Source organism: Pseudoalteromonas sp. NZS71_1, assembly GCF_015864305.1.
In the GTDB taxonomy this organism is placed as follows: Bacteria; Pseudomonadota; Gammaproteobacteria; order Enterobacterales; family Alteromonadaceae; genus Pseudoalteromonas; species Pseudoalteromonas arctica.
The window spans coordinates 200,745-220,610 of sequence record NZ_JADYXM010000004.1; the positions used below are offsets into that span (position 1 = coordinate 200,745).

Consider the following 19,866-nt stretch of genomic DNA (forward strand, 5'->3'; position numbering starts at 1 on the left):
TAAGTTAGTAATCCTTAATAAATAACTATACCAGTATAGTATTATTACTTTTAAAAAGGTAGATCATCAAAAAGAATTAGATGCCCCAATATGACTCACCCTGACTAGTTTGGTGCAACATAAAATTAACAGAAAAACAATCTAAAAGGATGCTTTATTTATTGAGTCAAACATTATGGTGTGTATAATAATGCTAACACAAGGTATGTGAAGCACGTTATATGGAAGTTAACTTTAGTTTCTTCTTTATATATTTACAAAATAATAATGAAAGGAATTAAAGTGAAAGTTTTAAAAGCCGTATTACCTGTAGCTGGTCTTGGAACACGTATGTTACCAGCCACAAAAGCCATTCCAAAAGAAATGCTGCCTCTAGTAGACAAACCACTTATTCAATATGTAGTTAACGAAGCCGTACAAGCAGGTATTAAAGAAATAATACTTGTTACTCACGCTTCAAAAAACTCAATCGAAAACCATTTTGATACCAGCTTTGAGCTAGAAGCCACACTAGAAGCACGTGTAAAGCGTAGCCTACTAGAAGAAGTTCGCTCAATAGTACCAAAAGACGTAACCGTAATTTCGGTTCGTCAATCTGCACCTTTAGGCCTTGGCCACGCAGTACTTGCCGCCAAACCAATAGTAGGCAACAACCCATTTGCAGTAATGTTACCTGACGTAATTATTGATAAATACAAATCAAATCCAAAAACCGATAATTTAAGCCAAATGATCGACCGCTTCGACCAAACAGGCCATAACCAAGTAATGGTAGAGCCAGTACCAAAAGAGCAAGTACACCAATATGGTGTGGTTGACCTAGCCGGTATAAAAATTAACGCGGGCGAAAACGCAATAATTAAAAACATGGTAGAAAAACCAAATACCGATGAAGCACCAAGCAACTTAGCTATTACAGGCCGTTATGTTGTATCGCCTACTATTTGGGATTTACTAGAGTACACACCTCCTGGTGCCGGTGGCGAAATACAACTTACCGATGCATTACTGCAATTACGCCACTTAGAAACACTTGAAGCATACCATTTAAAAGGCCAGTCACACGATTGTGGTTCTAAATTAGGCTATATGCTTGCCAACGTAGAATATGCAATGCAATCAAGCCATATGGGTGAAGAATTTTCTAAAGCGGTTAAAAAATTGGTTTCGTAGCTTACTTATATAAATCACAACCAAATTTAATTTGTATTTAGCGTTATTACTTTAACGCTAAAACAGCAGTGCTTGAAATTAAATTAATAAAGAAAATTTAAAGGATTCTTACAAATGAAATATCTTGTAACTGGTGCCGCAGGGTTTATCGGTAACTTTGTGGCTGAACGCTTATGTAACGATGGCCACGAAGTAGTAGGTCTAGATAACCTAAACGACTATTACGATCCGGCATTAAAACATGCAAGACTTGAGCGTATTAAACACCTTACGCAATTTCGTTTTGTAAAAATGGATTTAGCCGACAGAGACGGCATAGCCAACTTATTTAAAGACGAAAAGTTTGACCGCGTTATCCACTTAGCAGCTCAAGCTGGCGTGCGTTACTCAATAGAAAATCCAATGGCATACATTGATTCTAATTTAGTAGGCACTGCTACTATTTTAGAAGGGTGTCGCCACAATAAAGTGCAGCATTTAGTATATGCATCATCAAGCTCTGTTTATGGTATGAACGAAAAAATGCCATTTTCGACTGACGATGCGGTAGATCACCCGGTATCGCTGTATGCGGCAACTAAAAAATCAAATGAGTTGATGGCGCATAGCTATAGCCACCTATACGACCTGCCAACAACAGGGTTACGCTTTTTTACAGTGTATGGCCCTTGGGGTCGCCCAGATATGGCCCCTTACTTATTTACCGATGCAATATTAAATAACCGAGAAATTAAAGTATTTAATAACGGAAAAATGAAACGCGACTTTACCTACATAGACGACATTGTAGAGGGCATTATTCGCATTCAAGACGTAGTTCCAAAAAGGGACCAGTCAAATAGCAATACCTCGCCAGAGTCAAGTAAAGCACCATACCGTGTGTTTAATATTGGTAATAACGAACCCATCGCATTAATGACCTTTATTGAATCAATTGAAAAAGCAGCAGGTAAAGTAGCTGATAAAAACTATATGCCAATGCAAGCAGGAGATGTTCCAGCAACTTTTGCAGATATAGATAGCCTACAAAAAGAAGTTGGCTTTAAACCTAATACAAACATTGAATATGGTATGCAGCAGTTTGTTGATTGGTATAAAGAATATAGTAAGAAGGGTTAACTGTGAACTTAACAATAGGTATAACTTGCTGGAATGCTGAAGACACAATATCACGAGCACTCGATAGTGTTTGCAGTTTAACTGATATTGATTTCGAATATGAGGTAATTATTGTTGATGATGCATCAAGTGACGATACAGCTAAACTGGTGGAGCAATATATTACAAATAACAATCTGAGTAATTTTTCGTTTTTTAAATTACCAGTAAATAAAGGTGTAGCTGGTGCTCGAAATGAAATTCTAAAAAATGCAAATGGCGAGTATCTAGCTTTTCTAGATGATGATGATGAATGGTTACCTTCAAGATACTATGAGCAGAAAAAAACCTTATTAATTGCAGAGCAAAAATATGAGTTTGTTCTATGTTATGGGGGAAGAATACAGAAACACTTAGACGGTTCTGTCGAGCACAAAAATCCTTTAGGATATCCTGAAATAGTTGGAGGTAAAATATTAAAAAACTTTTTTATTTCAGGGGATAAATTTAATAACAGTAGTTTGAATCCAGCTGGAACGTGTGTTTTATTTTCACGATTATCTACACTTCATAGGCTAAGTGGCTTTGACGAGTCATTTCGTAGAATGGAGGATGTAGATTTAGTTATCCGTCACTCAGATAGTGGTGGTGTTTGTGTTGGCACTGATGTCGAAGTTATCAAACAAAACCTGACATCGTCGGAAGATAAAGGTTTCGATAAAGAAATTTTCTATCATAAAAAACTTATACGAAAGCATATTTCGGTATTTAGTATCAGATACATATATTCAATAATAAAAATGCATAAGTCTATAGCTTATAAAAGTGGAAAAGTTCTTCAATCTAAAGTCTATCTGTTAATTTCTATCTTTCTTTCGCTAGAAAATTGCAAATATAATTTCAAAAAAACATTCTCAAAATTTACAAGTAATGAATAAAACAGTAAATAGCAGTAAATGGGCTTTTTTAAACAGTAGTTCTCAGCAACTAATTGGTTTTTTATTTTTTGGTGGGATGACATATTTACTATCTCCAGAATTTTTTGGTGTGTACGCTATAGGCTTAATTTTTTCTGAGATACTTTGCCAACTAGTTCGTTTAGGATTATCAGCTAATTTAATTAATAGAAAAAAAAATGTCAGTATTGCATTAAATAATGCTTTTTATAGTACTTTATTAATCGGTATTTTAGCGAGTATTGCATTTTGCTACTCAGCAAGTCTTATTGCATCTTATTTTGAAATATCTAGATACCTGCTAGTTCTTCAAATAATGTCTATCATACCTTTGATTTTTTCATTAGGTAGCGTTCCTGATGCTCAATTGCAAAGAAAATTTTTGTATAAAAAAATAGCTTTTGCCACATTTTTGGCAAGTTTAGTATCTTGTCTAATTGCAGTGGTGGTTGCATTTACTGAGTTTTCGGAGCTTGCTTTTGCATTTCAAAAAGTTATTTACGAGTTTATTATGCTAATCATTATTTGGAATTCAATTAAATGGCGACCAAGTTTGTTAATTAATTACTCTATTTTAAAAGATCAACTTAGAGTCGGCATTCCATTGCTGGTTGCAGGATTGACTAACGTTGCAGTAAATAAACTAAAAGATATATTTATTGCATCTGTTCTAGGACCATCTGTATTAGGCCTCTATAGGCTTGCAATTAAGTTGCAAGATTTTGTTGTGAAACTAACATTAGGCCCAATTACAGCCATTGCTATTCCTAGCTTGGCTAGAGTAAAAAAGAGCGATTTTAAAGGAACTTTATCTTCCTTTATTAAGTGGATGGCTATTTTGTCATTTCCTATTTTTGGTGGCTTGGCAATAACCTCTACTGATTTGTTGAGTGTTTTATTTAAAGATGAATGGAAAGACTCAGCTTTAGCTTTGCAAATGTTATGCATATTAGGTGCTTTATCGATTTATATTCATATGTTTAAGCCTATTTTTAGTGTTGTAGAGCGAGGGGGGATCCTTGTAAAATTAAGAGTAATACATTTTTTCATATTGTTCGCATTATTATATACCACATCTAAGTACGGGGTCTTTTATATCGTGCTTTCAGAAATACTTGTGACCATAATTCTAACTTTTTTAGGTTTACTTTTACTATCAAAAGCATTAAATGAAAACTACTTTAACTTGATTCTTAGTATAAAGCCTGCGGCTGTATCAACTAGTTTGATGTTAGTTGTTTTGTTTATTATTAATTATATTGCGGATAATTATTTAATGATTAATCCTTTAATTTCATTGATTTTATTTTCTATGCTCGGTCTTTTTACATATGCATTATCAATGAAGGTTTTCTTTGATAGAGACTTTGCTGTAATAGTAAATTATATTAGATCTAGTAAGTTAGGGTTTATCTTTAAGAAGTTTTTAAATTGAGTTTATTTATTAGATTAACGCTTAATAGTTTATTGTAATTGTTAATAATATAAGAGCAGTGCTTTAACTATAAATAAACTCCAGAATATTTTTTAATGTAAGTATCTAAATATTTTATCAGAGCATTAAAGAGCGGTTCATAATAAGGTTTCTAGGGGAAGTATATGAAGTTATTAACACTTCAGTTTTTAAGAGGCTGGGCATCTATAATTGTTGTTGCCTACCATGTTCATGGTTTGATTATTAAACGACACGCTGAGCTAGGTGCAGAGCATTCTTTTTGGCTTGCAGAAAACCAGTTTGTAAAGATAGGGGCAATAGGGGTAGACATATTTTTTATATTGTCTGGCTTTATTATTTTTTATACCTCAAGAAATACAAATGATATAGGTTTATATCTTAAAAAAAGAATTGTCAGAATATATCCTATTTGGTTTGTCGCTATATTTTTTATGAGTGTATTAGCTTTATTACCTGGATCTTCAGCTGTGTTTGACGGGCTGCATGTGTTTTATTCATTATTATTAATTCCACATGTTTACGAAGGGGCTATTGTTCCTTTTTTAAAGGTAGGTTGGACTTTAAACTATGAAATTATATTTTATATGTTATTTGCTCCCACATTATTGCTTGCTGCATCTAAAAGGTTAGAAGTAATTACTGTTTTTATAATGGTACTTTCTATATTTGCACATTTAACTGATTTAAATTTAGCTATTATAAGCTTATTAAAAAATCCGGTATTATTTGAGTTTGTAATAGGTGGTTGGCTAGCAAAACTATATTTGTCGGGTTATAGAATATCGAAAAATATTATGCTTGTAGTGGTTATATTTGGGAGTTTATGGTTATTTATGTACTTCACAACCCCTTATTTATGGGAGTACACGTCTTTAATATCAAGAGCACCTATAGCATTGTCTGTTTTTATTTTGGCAGTACTTTACACACCAATAAAAGATATGAAAATTCATAAGTCATTTGTTTACTTAGGTGATGCCTCCTATTCAATATACTTATTTCATATGTTTCCTATTATGATTATAAGTGGGATTTTTGGACGAGGGCTAATCCCTCAAATACAATATGTTCCACTAGTAGTAACTTGGTTTTTTATTACTTTGATTAGTGTGCTATTTGGCTGTTTTATATATAATATTGTCGAAAAAAATATTAACATTAGATTAAGGGAATATATATCTAAATGAAAATTTTAATGCTTACATGTCAATACATGCCAGATGTATTTGGTGGCGCAGAAAAACAATGCGGGCGAGTCTCTAAAGGAATTCAAACTGAAGGTGTTAATGTACATATATTAACATCACGCCAAAAGTTAAAAGGCAAAGCAAATGAGGTAATGAACGATGTGTCTGTAACGCGTTTGTATTCACCTATAGCCCCTGACTTACTTGGTCGCTGGTTACCCTTTTCGGTATATTGGTTAATGCGCGTTTTAATTTGGGGTATGTTTAATAATAAAAGCTTTGATGTAATACATTGTCATCAAGGTAAATTTGGTGCCTTTGTAGGGTGTTGCTTGGCACGTTTATTTAAAAAGCCAATATTAATTAAGGTAGGTAACTCTAACCAACATATGGATTTTAAAGCGTTAAAAACGAAAAAGATTGTTGGGCCAATAATGACTGATTTTGTACTAAAAACAAACCCTACAATAGTCGCAATATCGGGTGTTATCGCACAAAACTGTAAAGAGTTTGGCTTTAAAAATATTATTAATATACCAAATAGCATTGATAAAAGCTTAATTGATACTGATAGCTCAGTTTTAAATGATAAAAATGATTCTGTAATAAATCTTTTTTACCATGGCAGATTAGAGCAAATTAAAAAAGTAGATGTATTAATGGAGGCATTTGCATTGCTTAGCAAAAAGCATGGGCAAGTGCATTTTCATTTAATTGGTAGTGGTAGTGTACTACCTGCAGCAAAAAAATATATTGAAGTAAACAACTTGCAAAATAAAATAACATTTTATGGTGAGGTTGACGATCCGGTAAACTTTATTAAGCAATTTGATATATTTGTTAATGCTTCTGAGGCTGAAGGATTTTCGAACTCATTACTTGAGGCTTTATTAGCTGGAAAGGTACTAGTGTCGACACCTGTTAGTGGTGCTAGTGATGCTATTTTCACAGATAAAAACGGTTACATTGCTACAGGTTTTAGTGCAGCTGAAATTGCTAAAAGTACAGAAGATGGTATTGCATTACACAATAAAAATAGTGGTGAAATACAAGCTTTTTCTGAGCAGTTGATTACATCTAACTTTACAGTAGACGTAATAGCAAAAGAATATGTAAAGCTTTATAAAAAATTACTTGGAGCTGCATAGATGAAGGTTTTAATAGGGATGACGCGTTCGGATACTATTGTATCTGGTTCATTTAAACATATTTGCCAAATTGGCGAAAAGTTTAGAAATGAAGGTGCCGAGGTTGTATACGCATTAGGCGGCGACGGCGATGCTATAACTAAATTGCGAGCTGCTGGTTTTAAAGTGCATGCTTTAACTAATTTAAAAAGAGACTTAAGCCCGCTGAGCGACATTTGGTCATTGCTAAAATTAATATGGTTGATTATATCGGAAAATCCGCAAGTTTGTTCTTGGCATACGGCTAAAATAGGAGCGCTTGGGCGTATAGCTGCAATGCTTACTTTTAAACGCTCTTATTATGTTCCTCATGGTGTGCCTTTTGTTAATACACCTGAAAATAAAGGCTTTAAAAAATATGAGCGACTTGAAAAGTTGCTATCGTATTTACCTTCAAAAATAATAGGTGTGTGCGAGTTCGACAAAAATGAGTATTTACGAATAGGCGTGCCCGACAAAAAGCTGTTGGTTATACGTAACGGTATGCTCGGCAAATTTAACGATACGTGGGAGCTAACCGACAAACCCGTTAATTTTATAACCGCGGCTCGTTTTGAAGATCAAAAAGACTACACTACGCTCGCTCAAGCGTGTGGTTCTTTATTAAGCCAAGGTAAACCCTTTACTTTAAGCATATACGGTGATGGCCAGTATGAAGCTAAAGTAAAGCAGTTGTTTTCTCATTTTCCTGAGGGAGTAATAAACTTTTGTGGTGTGGTTGACAACTTTGCTGAAAAACTAACTCAAGCTGATGTATTTATACTTTCTAGCTTTTGGGAAGGCTTACCGCGAAGTATTATTGAAGCAATGGCTTGTAAAAAAGCGGTAATTGCTTCTGATGTTGGTGGCTGCTCTGAGCTAATAATTGAAGGTGAATCGGGCTATTTAATCCCTATTCGTGATGCATCTACAATGGCTAACGCTATGAGCGAATACATTAATAACAAAGCCAAAACAGTGTCACATGGTGATGTTGCTTACACGCTATATAAGCAAAAATACTCGTTACCTGTAATGCTCGAAAGCTATGCAAAAGAATATGGCGTACTAAAAAGTGGTGTAAATAATTAATATGACAATTAAATTATCACTTATATGCCCTGTTTATAAAGTGGCTGAATTTATACCTGATTTAATGCAAAGCTTACTGCAAGGTGTTAATAGCGATCAAGTTGAGATTATTTTTGTTGACGATTGCTGCCCCGAAAATTCAATAAGCTTGTGCGAAAGCTTTATTTTAGAGCATAAATCAGACATAAAATTTAATTCAACAATAATTAAGCAACCCATTAATAAAGGCCAAGCTGCTGCCCGTAATGCTGCACTGCTCATTGCAAAAGGTGAGTATATTGGCTTTATAGATTCTGACGATGCTATTGCTACCAATTATTGGGATGTACTTTCATCTTATGTAACAGCGGCAACAAATGACATAATTGAATTTAGTTTTGAAGAGTTTACTTCTGTTCTCCCCGCTAGGTCTACTCTGATACTAACCGAGTTAGAGTCATCAAATTTAAACCCATTCCGTAGTGGTTTTTTTGTTTGGACTCGCTTATACAGAAAAAGCATGTTAGATGGTCTTACTTTCCCTGAAGGTATGATTTACGAAGATGTTTTTTATAATGTCCAGGCTTTTTCGAAGGCGGGTACAACAGTGAAAATTTCTTCTGTTTTGGTTTATTACAGAAAAAGAGCGGGTTCTACCACTAGCTTACGCACTTCTACTTATTCTCAATTATTACTCAACTTAGTTAATTCAGTTAAAGACACTATTGAGCTTTATGATCATAAAAATATTGTTACTTCAGAGGTTGCTAGGTTCTCTTTATTGACAGTACTAAAAGGCTCTAAGATCAAAAATAGAAAAGATAGACATCTATTTTATAGGCAATGTGCAAAAATAAATGATTCGTTCAAACCTCTGTTCGTTAAATATAATGGCTCTATTGTTGAACGTTTAAAATTTAATTTCACCTATTTTTGCTGTTTTATTGGGCGAGTTTTGTAATTTAACTGTGTATTTAAAATTAAAGCTTATTATGGATAATAAATGAAAAAAATAGTGCACATAACTAACGATCTTCAGCGTCTAGGTGGTGTTCAGCGTTTGCTTGTTGATTTAATGACTCTGCAAAACAATGACTTTAAGTTTGAGGTGATTTTAACACGTGGTAAAAACGAATACGTTGATGAGTTAAAAGCTTTAGGGGTAGAGGTATTCCATAAAGGCGACTTAGGCTTTTTGGGTGTTATAAAGCGCTTAAATGCTGCAGATTTAGTGCATACCCATTTATACCCATCAATCTATATTGCGTACTTTACAAATACGCCAACAATAGTTACAGAACATAACCCGCATTACAGGCGCCGAGATATACTCTTTATAAAAACACTTGAAAGTATTATTTATAAAAAGTTTAAAAGAATCATTTGTATATCGGAAGGCGTTAAAACAAAATTTTTAGAAAGTATTAAAGCGGATAGCTCAAAAGCTTATGTTATAAATAATGGCGTTAATCTAGAGCGATTTTCTCAAACTGCTAAAACACTAAGTGCTGACGCAAAAGAGATTAATATAGGCATGGTTGGTCGTTTTGCACCACAAAAAGATATTAAAACCTTACTAAAATTAATGACTCTGCTTGATGATCGGTTTGTACTTAATTTAGCGGGCGATGGCGAATTAAGATCAGAGTACGAAGATTATGCTTTAAGCTTAGGTGTAAGCAACAAAGTTAAATTTTTAGGTCAAGTTAACGATATACCCACTTTTTTAGACTCACTTGATATATATGTACAATCTTCCCACTGGGAGGGGTTCGGTATAGCTGCTGTTGAGGCTATGGCTTCGGGTCTGCCTACATTTGCTACTAATGTTGATGGGTTGAATTATGTAGTTGCTAAGGAAAACTTATTTGAAGTTGGTGAAGTTAAAGTTCTGTCATTAAAAATAAAGAACTTAATGAAGGATGCAGACTTATATAAAAAAGCTTCGGTTGAAGCACAAGTCAAATCAGCAGAGTTTTGTATAAATAAAACTGTAAAGCTGCATTCACAGTTATATAAAAACATTCTGAGTGAAACTTAAATGTTTAAGATAAGTTACAAATACCCGCGAAGAGAATATGCCGGCTTTATTTTGTCAGCTTCAATATTGCCTTTATATTTGTCTATGTTTAGGTATAGCTTTTTTGGGGCAACAATCCGACTAGCAGACCTATTGTTATTTGCCTTGGTTTTAATAAATTTGGTAAATCGGCCAAAGATTTTTTATAATTTTTTTCAGGTTAGGTTAATTCCTGTGTGGGTGTTTGTAGTCTATCTGCTAATTAACGGTCTGTTTCATAACGATATTGAGCCATCAATTAAGGAAGCAATACAAACTCTTTGGGTTATGGTGTTTTTTATAATTGCATCATTTTATGCAAAGAAAAATAGCTCTCTGTTTCTGCAGTTAACTGTTTTCTTTCTGTTTCTTTCCGTTCTTTATACTGTATTCTTTCATTTAATTAATGGTCAGTATTTAGGCTATAAGTTGGCAGGGGATGCAAAATATGCATTTGGATTACTTAGTCTCTTATCTCTTTTTAGGGCTACTATAAATAAAGACAAAGTAGCTTTGAGATTTTTCTTGTTAACTTTGATCCCTTTATTTTTGTCTCTGGAAAGGAAGGGGATATTCGGCGTATCAATTGCAGTAGTTGTACTTTCTTTGTTCTATCTTATAAAAGCTAGGCCTACAAAAGGAGAGGTTAAGCTTATTTTCATTTCAATAGCCGTTAGTGTGGCTTTTGCTTTGTACTTTTTTGATTTCAACTCTTTCATTAGTAATGAAATCTATCTTGCTAATTTTCTAGATGAAGAAGTTGCTTTGTATACTTCAAATATTCATAGAGAAAATTTATTGTTAAATTCCTACCAAATAATTATGGAACACCCTTTGTTGGGAGTTGGCGCAGATAGAATTACTTATTATATGTACGATTATTACTGGGACGAACGCCTTATAAATGGTGCTCATAATTTTTATGTGGACATGTTAGTTCACTATGGCGTTATAGGCTTACTTATACTGATATCCTGGTCATTACATCAAATCTATTTATGTTTTAAAAGTAAATGCTTTCACAAGGAACTATATTGTTTCTATATATATAGTATATTTGTAATAACTTTTATGTCTACTGGGCAGGCTGTGCTTTTAATCTTCTTTATGCCATTTCTTAATCCTTACATGTTTTTAAATCATGATTAATTCAATTCAATACTTAAGAGGAATTGCTGCTATTTTAGTTGTTTACTATCATGCAACTATAAAGTCAGTACAAAATAACTTACCAGATGCTGAGGTCTTTAGTTTTGGGCAAGCGGGAGTAGATCTTTTTTTCATTATTTCAGGATTTATAATATGCTTTTCAACAGATAAACATAGTTTTTCTGCGGTTAAATTTTTAAAATCTCGTATTTTGAGAATAATCCCACTTTATTGGTTTTTTACCTTGTTAGCATTGACTATCTTTATTGCTTTACCTGATTTAGTTAATAGTAGTGGTGGTGAAACCGTGGTCTTTAAATCATTTCTCTTACTGCCAACAGACGATAAATACCTGGTACGAAATGGGTGGACGTTGAGCTATGAGTTTTATTTTTATTTTATATTTGCTTTGTTTGCTATCTTTTTTGAAAAAAGAAACATTGTTTTTCTACCACTAATATTGCTGGCAGCGCTTGGTTACATATTTTCAATAGACTTTTATTTCGACAACTATTTGCTAGAATTTGCAATGGGAGTTATTTCATATAATATTTTTAAATATAAACTACCTGTAAGATATGATTTTTACTTACTTTCTATAATTTCATTATTTTTGTGCTTAATATACTTATATGATTTTAAGTCAAAAGTTATTTATTACGGCGTCCAAATGTGGTTCATATTCCAAGGCTCTCTTTTATTAGAGCGAGTCGCTAAGCCTATAGAACTATTAGAAGGGTTTAAAAGGCTTCTATTTAAGTTAGGTGACTCTTCTTACTCTTTGTATCTATCGCATGCTTTTTCATTGGTAATTATTAACAAATTGGTTATGTACTTTTTTCCTACAGTCAATAAAGAAGTGTATTTATTTGTACTTACATCTGTGTCTATTATCGTCGGCCACTTTGTGTTCACTTTTGTTGAGCTGAATATTAACTTATATTGTAAGCGTCTATTTAATAAAAAATAACATTCTTACTAAAGGCAAATGGCTTTTAAAATTTAATAGTAATATGTAAGGGCAACGCTTGAGTAATATTAAACAAGATCCATCAATACGAAATTTACTTAATAGGATGCCTGAAGAGGTCCAGCAAAGTTTTACTGAAGAACAACTATCTCATCTTAAAATAGCTATTGGCGCTAGGCAGTGGGGAGTTCATGCCGTAGATTGCAGAGGTGTTGTTAGATTATTTAAGTACAGATATTACTTTGTATTATTAGCGGGTCGAAATAGGCGACAATTAAGTGCAACCGAAAAAAAAGCCTCTGCCATAGCCCAAGCCACTTTAGTGACTTTCGGTTTTTTTATAGTGTTGTTATTTATTTATTTATTAAAATCGGCATTGGGTATAAACCTGTTTGAAGGTTTTTCATTAGGTATATGGACTTATGTTAAAAGTTTATTTTTGTAGTTTAAATATAAACAAAATTTAAATGTTTATATTTGTTTGTATTTTATCAATCATAGGTTAATTTGGTTGCGGACTGTTACACTAATTTAAGTTTTTAAAAGCGGCATTATTGAATACAGATAAGTAATACGTTAATATTAATTTATAATTATGTGGATATTTATTCACTGTACTTTACTTAGGGACTAAAAGTATGAAGTCGTCAAGGACGTTTAAGCCTAATAGCTCATCCGATGCTAGTTTTTATCGTTTATTCGATATATTTGCTTTATTTTTAGCCTTTCAATGCTCTGCACTTTTTTATAGTTTTGAACTGACAGCTCATTATATGGTGGCGGTTTTAACCGTTGCTCTAAGCTTTTTATACTGCGCCGAAATATTCTCTGCTTATCGCTCTTGGCGTGCTGGTAAATTTAAAACCATGGTTTTATGTGCTTGGGGCTCTTTATTTGTTGCCTTTAGTATTTTATTCGTCATATCTTTTATGTTTAAGTTTACCGAATCGCTTTCGCGTATTGGCTTAGGTTTGTGGTTTTTACTTAGTGTGGTTTATTTATATATATGGCGCTTTGGAGTGCAATTATATAAACGGAATCGCCGTAGTTTAGGCATGAACTTACGCAACGTTGCTATAGTTGGTGCTACAGAGTCTGCTGTTTATTTGTATGACGAGATAGAAAAAAACGATGAGCTTGGTTTTAAGTTTTTAGGTTTTTTTGACGACCGCAAACCAGACCGCCTATTTAATAATGTTAAAACGTACGATATAGCAGGGACAATTCAAAATGCTATATGTGCCGCCCGCGAAGGCAAAATCGACATACTTTATATAGCACTCCCAATGAAGGCCGATAAGCGTATAGCCGATTTATTACTACAGCTTGGCGACACTACGGTCGACGTACACTTTATACCTGACTTTTTACTCTCAAATTTAATACATGCCCGTGTTGAACACGTTGGCGATGTAGACACGCTAAGCGTTTTTGAATCCCCTTTTATTGGTGCTCGTGAGTTTATTAAACGTACGGAAGACATAATAGTGTCGTCCATTATTTTACTGCTTATATCTCCTATGCTTATTGCTATAGCGTTTGCTGTTAAGTTTACCTCTAAGGGGCCTGTAATTTTTAAGCAAGACCGATATGGGCTTGATGGGCGTAAAATTAAAGTATGGAAATTTCGCTCAATGTCGGTAACCGAAAATAGTGCAGTGGTCACTCAAGCTACTAAAAACGACGCCCGTATTACAAAATTAGGTGGTTTTTTACGTCGTACTAGCCTTGACGAATTACCGCAATTTATAAATGTGTTAAAAGGCGATATGTCGATAGTAGGGCCACGCCCACATGCAGTTGCCCATAACGAAGAGTATCGAAAAAAAGTTGAGTTTTACATGTTTAGGCACAAAGCTAAACCAGGCATAACTGGTTGGGCACAAATTAATGGTTGGCGCGGCGAAACCGATACGCTTGATAAAATGGAAAAACGCGTTGAATACGATTTACATTACATAAAGCATTGGTCTTTATGGTTAGATGTTAAAATTATTTTTATGACAATTTTTAAGGGATTTAAAAATGCAAATGCATACTAAAAAATCAGTTATACCTTGTGCTGTAGTTTTATTGTCGGCAACGTTGTCAGCTCCTGCATTGGCAGAATTTACGCCAGGCAGCTTTATGACCAAAGATGGTGCCGAAATTACCCCAGTTTTGCAAACGGGATTAAGTGTTAACGATAATGTTTTTAACACTCCAACCGACGACGAGTCTCGAGTAATTTGGACAATTTCGCCAGGTGTTGCAGCGGTAATAGACGATGGCCCCGACAGCTACAAGCTAAACGTTGGCACCAGTAGCTCTTTATATAATAAAGATTCTGTTGATAATTTTACTCAAGTTAATTTGGGCGCCGGTGTACATAAAGAGCTTACCAGCCGACACATTTTTGATATTAATGGCACGGCTGATTGGTTGTACGAGCCACGAGGTACAGGGTTAACGCAGGGCTTGGGTGATATTGTTGACGAGCTAATAAAGTACCAACAACAAGATATTACTGGTACTTACCAATTTGGTTCGCAAACAACTAAAGCCCAATTAGAGTTGGTTTCTGGCTTTTACAGTAAAAAATATCAAAATTTTAGAGCTACATCACAATTTCGTGATTACGATAAAACTTTAATTGGTGCAAAAGGGTATTACAACACGCAAGCTGCAACACGATTATTTGTTGAAGTAACCCGTGATGACTTTCGATACGACGTTTTAGAGGCTAGTGGTGTTTCTCGTAACTCTGACGATATTAAAGTACTTTTTGGTATGGAATGGGAGGCAACGTCACTTACTTCTGGTACCTTTAAGCTTGGTTATCAAAATAAAGACTTTGACGATAACCAACGTGAGAGCTTTAGTGGCTTAAGCTGGGAAGCTGGTATTACTTGGCAGCCTTTAACTTACTCTACGTTTGATTTTACAACCAGTAGGGCAGCAACAGATCCATTGCTTGAAGGCGATTACATTAAAGAAAGCACGTACGGCGTTAAATGGAAACACGATTGGAGTGATTATTTAGCCTCTGTAGCGAGTATGAGCTATATAGATGAGCAATACACTGGGGATATTGGACGCAAAGATGATACTAAAAGCGCTCGAATTGGCTTAAATTACCAAGCTAATAACTTTGGTTTAATTTCGACCTATGTAGACTTTATTGATAAAAACTCAAACCAGCCATTAATTGAGTTTGATCGTGTAATAGTAGGTATTAATTTTACGTTTGCTCTAAAGGCTAATTAATGAACTGTAAACTTTTTTTTAGTGCTGTTTGCTTGTTACTAAGCGCTACTTGTTTTGCACAAACGGCGCAAGATTATGTATTGGGCCCAGGTGACAAGGTAGAAATAAAAGTATTTGGCGAGCCCGATTTAGAGGTAACTGCATTGCTAGGTAACAGTGGTGAGGTTAATTACCCATTTTTAGGGGCGCTTAAGCTCGCTGGGTTAACTACCTTTGAGGTTGAAAAGTCAATTGTTAATGGCTTGCAGCCAGATTATTTAAAAACCCCAAGTGTATATGTTCAGGTTGTTGAGTATAGGCCCTTTTATATACATGGTGAGGTTAAATCTCCTGGCGGTTACCCTTATCAGCCAGCTATGACAGTTAACCAAGCCATTGCATTGGCGGGCGGCTTAACTGAGCGGGCATCAACTGATAAAATTTATATTTTTAAAGAGCAAACTAAGCAGCAGCAACAAAAAGGCACTCTTAATAGCCAAATTGCAGCAGGCGATACAATAAAAATAGAACAACGCTTGTTTTAAGCAGTTTATAGGCACTAAAAAATGAATAAAGCACCTGAAAAATTTAGTAACGAAGAAATTATTGATTTGAGTACATATCTTAAAGTTATCGCACGTACTAAATGGAAAATTTTAAGTTTTGCTATAGTTATTACACTCCTTAGTATAATGATTACTTTAACTTTAATCCCTAAATACACTGCAACAGCTACATTGTTAATTGAAGCTGAAGCTGCAAAAGCTGTAAGTTTTGAAGAGATTTACGGCCTAGATACTAATCAAAAAGAGTACTATTTAACCCAGTTTGAGGTAATGAAATCTGATAGCGTTGCTAGGGAAGTCATAAAAAAACTTCATTTAGGTTCATATGATGATTTTATTGCTAAACCTAGCGTGATGGGGCAGGCTAAATCTTACATTAAAAATTTATTCCCTTTCTTGAATAAGAACGAAGAAAGACATTTATCAGCTGAAGAAATAGCTGAGCGTGATATGTTGATTTTACTGTCAGTATTTAAATCGAAACTTTCAATATCGCCTATTCGTAAAACTCAGTTAGTAAATATAAGCTTTGAGTCAAGTAACCCCAAATTAGCCGCTTTAGTTGCTAATACTGTAGGTGAGGTTTACATTGATAACCAAATGCGTGCGAAAATGGGGATAACTCAACAAGCTTCTAATTGGCTGAATTCTCGGCTGTCGCAATTACGTATTCAGTTAGATGGCTCAGAAGAGCGCTTACAAGATTTTAGAGAAGATCAGCACCTTATTGATATTGAAGGTATAGCAGGGCTAGTAACACAAGAGCTTGAGCAAATATCAGCGCAGTTAATAGAAGCGCGCAACGAAAAAAACAAGTTCGAGAGTATAAACCGAGTTATAACTGAATACGGTAACAACAACCTTGAGTTATTAGGCAGTATGCCTGAAATAACATCGCATAATGTTATTCAAAACGTAAAACGTGATGTAGTTGCCGTTGAGCGTAAGTTAAGCGAGTTAAGTGAAGTTTATGGTCCTAAGCACCCTAAAATTATATCGGCCAGTGCTGAGCTTGTTACCGTAAAAAATAATCTTAATAAACAAATTAAAGATCTAATTACGGGTATTGAAAAAGAACTCAATAGGGTCACAAGAACCGTGAATGCACTCGAAAATGATTTAAGTAATATTAGAGCGCGTTACCAAGATATTACCCGTAAAGAAACTCAATATAACCAGTTAAAACGTGAAGTAGAAACAAACCGCAATATATTTAATACGTTTTTATCACGCTCTAAAGAAACTGAAGTAACAAGCGATTTTACTTCTGCTGCAGCGCGTTTTACCGACCGAGCTTATGCGCCAAATAACCCAAGTAAACCTAATAAAAAGCTTATTGTTGTACTTGCATTTGTAGCGAGCTTTATTTTTGCAATAGTTATGAGCTTTATTTTTGATGCCCTTAACGATACCGTTAAAACTAAACCAGACGTAGAGGGCAAATTAGCACAGCGTATGCTAGGGTTAATTCCGCAGGTGAAAATACCTAAAAAAAGTGTATTGCCTATGCATGCATATCTTGACGAAACCTATAGGCGCTTTGCAGAGTCAGTACGTACATTTCGTACCAGCTTACTTTTAACTCAGCTCGATAAACAGCATAAAATAATTGCAGTTACTTCTACAGCACCAGGTGAAGGTAAAACAACAACATCTTCTAATTTGGCTATATCTTTAGCTCAAATGGGTAAAGTACTGCTAATTGATGGTGACTTACGTAAACCAACTATCGCTAAGCGATTTGAAATACCGGTTTATCACCCTGGTTTAACAAACCTAATAGTGGGTACAGAAGAGCTAAGTGAATGTGTTCACATTGATGAAAAGTCTGGTGTAGTAATAATGCCAAGCGGGCAAATACCCAGTAACCCACTTGAGTTGTTATCAAACATAAAATTTACACAGTTGATTGAACACCTTAAAACTCAGTACGACCATATAATTATTGATACACCACCAACACAAGCTGTGAGTGATGCATTAGTAATAGCCCAAAGTGCTGATTCGGTAATATATGTAGTTAAATCTGACGTTACACGTATTAAACCAATTAAAGCTGGTCTTGAGCGTTTGTTTGAAGTAAAAGCACATGTAGCTGGTGTGGTGCTAAATCAGGTGGATATGAGTAAGTCTAACGATGAGCATAGCTATGGTTACTACGACTACCACGATTATTCTAAAAAACCTGAACCAGAAAATACTTAAACGGCCTATTACATTGTGATTGATATACATTCACACATTTTGCCAGGTATTGATGATGGCGCTAAAGACTTAAACGAGTCTTTAGCGCTTTTAAAAATAGCGCAAAGTGACGGTATAACACATATTGTTGCAACCCCACATATTCATTTAGGCCGGTATAATAATTCGGCTCCTCAACTATTGAACGATTTAACCTACTTAAAAGAAGCTTGCCTAGCCCAAAATATTAATATAAATATTGCAGTTGCCGCTGAGGCTCGCCTTGATGTTGAGTTAATGCCGCTTATTTTAACTAATAAACTACCGTTTATCGGCAAAAAAAATGGCTTTAATTATTTATTGTTAGAGCTACCTCATTCACATGTACCTCAGGGGTACGATAAATTTATTTCTTGGCTCGCTAAACAAAATATAAAAGTGGTTATTCCGCACCCAGAGCGAAATCGTGATATTCAGTCAAACTTATTTTACATCGAAAAACTTACACAGTTAGGATGTGAGTTTCAGTTAACAGCGTCTAGCATTGAAGGCCTTTGGGGAGAGAAAGCTCTGTACATTAGTGAGCATATGCTTAAAGCCGATTTAGTTAGTTATATTGCATCTGACGCTCATTCGGTTAATCGCAGGCCACCTATTTTAAGTAAGGCAAAAAAACGAGTAACCGACATGCTTGGTGAGAGTAAGTCGCATGAACTGTTTGTAACAAATCCTAAGTGTTTAACAGAGGTGTTGTTCAATGGTTGATCCGCTGGCTTTTAAACGGTTACAACTTGCTCTGTTGGCAATAGTTACAATCATTATTTGTTATTTTAGTTTACAAAGCATGCGCGCTAATGCCTGGTATTTTAGCTCACTAAATACAGTACAAGAGCTCAGTAACACCTCACCCCTTGATGCTCCTGAGGTTTATAATAATGAGCTCAACAAAGCCCAAAATGCTATTAAGTTAGCCATAGAGCTTGAGCCCGAACATGCCCATTATTTACATTTTTTAGCGTATATTAAGTTTCTTGCTTTAGCTAATACCGAGCAAACTGAGCAAAGTGAGCTAGACACTGAATATAAAGAGAGCCAATCGCTTTTACTTCATTCTACCCAGATTAGAAGCTCATGGGCTGAAACTTGGATTGAACTTGCTAAAGTTACTAGTTACCAAGAGGGGCCAAGTAAACAAGTTTTAAATTATATTGAGCAGGCTAAAAAAGTAGGTCCATACAAGCTTGAGGTGCATTTGGGTATTATAGAAATTTCATTAGCAAATTGGCAGCAACTACCTCCTGAGTATAAGGCACTGTATGTAAACTCTTTAAGCATGGCTGCCCAATATGGTTATCGATTTAACCGCATTTACACTATTGCTAAACAATTAAATCAACTACCTACCTTATGTATGTCATTACAATTTGGCGTTGCATATAAAAAACTTAAACAGCGTTATATTTACAAACAAACCTGCAAATAAAAATGCCCAGAGGTTAAAAGCCTCTGGGCTGTAAAGTGACTCTAAATTGAGTCTAGCGTTAACTAAAACACTTTCTTGGTTCGTTAGGGAGAAGAAGAAAGTACTTTAAAGTGTAGTAAAGCT

General features: G+C 34.7%; 18 protein-coding genes. All 18 read left to right on the forward strand.

Translation table 11 applies throughout. The features are described from left to right. Positions 1-282 precede the first annotated feature (282 nt). Entirely contained in the window at positions 283-1,173 is an 891-nt protein-coding gene (galU, locus tag I6F43_RS08540; protein ID WP_197101849.1) for a UTP--glucose-1-phosphate uridylyltransferase GalU, read from the forward strand. A gap of 114 nt (positions 1,174-1,287) precedes the next feature. Next, on the forward strand, positions 1,288-2,292 hold the full coding sequence (locus I6F43_RS08545; protein WP_182733235.1) for an NAD-dependent epimerase: 1,005 nt from the start codon (positions 1,288-1,290) through the stop codon (positions 2,290-2,292). Between the two features lie 2 nt (positions 2,293-2,294). Next, positions 2,295-3,209, forward strand: a complete 915-nt coding sequence (locus I6F43_RS08550) for a glycosyltransferase family 2 protein (RefSeq protein WP_197101851.1) — start codon at positions 2,295-2,297, stop codon at positions 3,207-3,209. Beyond that, positions 3,202-4,662, forward strand: coding sequence for an oligosaccharide flippase family protein (locus tag I6F43_RS08555; RefSeq protein ID WP_197101852.1), 1,461 nt, complete (start codon positions 3,202-3,204; stop codon positions 4,660-4,662). Before I6F43_RS08550 ends, I6F43_RS08555 begins: the two co-directional genes overlap by 8 nt. Before the next feature lie 164 nt (positions 4,663-4,826). Further along, entirely contained in the window at positions 4,827-5,870 is a 1,044-nt protein-coding gene (locus tag I6F43_RS08560) for an acyltransferase family protein (RefSeq protein WP_197101853.1), read from the forward strand. After that, positions 5,867-7,018 (forward strand): glycosyltransferase family 4 protein, encoded by a 1,152-nt coding sequence (locus tag I6F43_RS08565; RefSeq protein WP_197101854.1) that lies wholly within the window; start codon positions 5,867-5,869, stop codon positions 7,016-7,018. Before I6F43_RS08560 ends, I6F43_RS08565 begins: the two co-directional genes overlap by 4 nt. Continuing rightward, positions 7,019-8,128, forward strand: coding sequence for a glycosyltransferase family 4 protein (locus I6F43_RS08570; RefSeq protein WP_197101855.1), 1,110 nt, complete (start codon positions 7,019-7,021; stop codon positions 8,126-8,128). It begins immediately after the preceding gene. A gap of 1 nt (position 8,129) precedes the next feature. Next, entirely contained in the window at positions 8,130-9,068 is a 939-nt protein-coding gene (locus tag I6F43_RS08575) for a glycosyltransferase family 2 protein (protein WP_197101856.1), read from the forward strand. A 42-nt stretch (positions 9,069-9,110) separates the two neighbouring features. Continuing rightward, positions 9,111-10,148, forward strand: a complete 1,038-nt coding sequence (locus I6F43_RS08580; protein ID WP_197101857.1) for a glycosyltransferase — start codon at positions 9,111-9,113, stop codon at positions 10,146-10,148. After that, positions 10,149-11,315, forward strand: a complete 1,167-nt coding sequence (locus tag I6F43_RS08585; protein ID WP_197101858.1) for an O-antigen ligase family protein — start codon at positions 10,149-10,151, stop codon at positions 11,313-11,315. Then, entirely contained in the window at positions 11,308-12,285 is a 978-nt protein-coding gene (locus I6F43_RS08590; RefSeq protein ID WP_197101860.1) for an acyltransferase family protein, read from the forward strand. Before I6F43_RS08585 ends, I6F43_RS08590 begins: the two co-directional genes overlap by 8 nt. 106 nt (positions 12,286-12,391) lie before the next feature. Further along, entirely contained in the window at positions 12,392-12,730 is a 339-nt protein-coding gene (locus tag I6F43_RS08595) for a 3-phosphoshikimate 1-carboxyvinyltransferase (protein ID WP_442960237.1), read from the forward strand. 193 nt (positions 12,731-12,923) lie between these two features. Beyond that, positions 12,924-14,327: an undecaprenyl-phosphate glucose phosphotransferase gene (locus I6F43_RS08600; protein ID WP_197101866.1), complete on the forward strand. Its 1,404-nt coding sequence runs from the start codon at positions 12,924-12,926 to the stop codon at positions 14,325-14,327. Then, a complete protein-coding gene (locus I6F43_RS08605) occupies positions 14,311-15,531 on the forward strand; it encodes an outer membrane beta-barrel protein (protein ID WP_197101867.1) in 1,221 nt (406 codons plus the stop codon). The genes I6F43_RS08600 and I6F43_RS08605 overlap by 17 nt, the downstream gene beginning before the upstream one ends. Continuing rightward, positions 15,531-16,055, forward strand: a complete 525-nt coding sequence (locus I6F43_RS08610; RefSeq protein ID WP_197101869.1) for a polysaccharide biosynthesis/export family protein — start codon at positions 15,531-15,533, stop codon at positions 16,053-16,055. The genes I6F43_RS08605 and I6F43_RS08610 overlap by 1 nt, the downstream gene beginning before the upstream one ends. Positions 16,056-16,076: 21 nt before the next feature. Next, on the forward strand, positions 16,077-18,281 hold the full coding sequence (locus tag I6F43_RS08615) for a GumC family protein (protein WP_197101871.1): 2,205 nt from the start codon (positions 16,077-16,079) through the stop codon (positions 18,279-18,281). 15 nt (positions 18,282-18,296) lie between these two features. After that, positions 18,297-19,025 carry a tyrosine-protein phosphatase gene (locus I6F43_RS08620; protein ID WP_197101873.1) on the forward strand — a complete coding sequence of 243 codons (729 nt, stop codon included), beginning with the start codon at positions 18,297-18,299 and terminating at the stop codon, positions 19,023-19,025. Then, entirely contained in the window at positions 19,018-19,743 is a 726-nt protein-coding gene (locus tag I6F43_RS08625; protein ID WP_197101875.1) for a VpsP family polysaccharide biosynthesis protein, read from the forward strand. The genes I6F43_RS08620 and I6F43_RS08625 overlap by 8 nt, the downstream gene beginning before the upstream one ends. Positions 19,744-19,866: the final 123 nt, after the last annotated feature.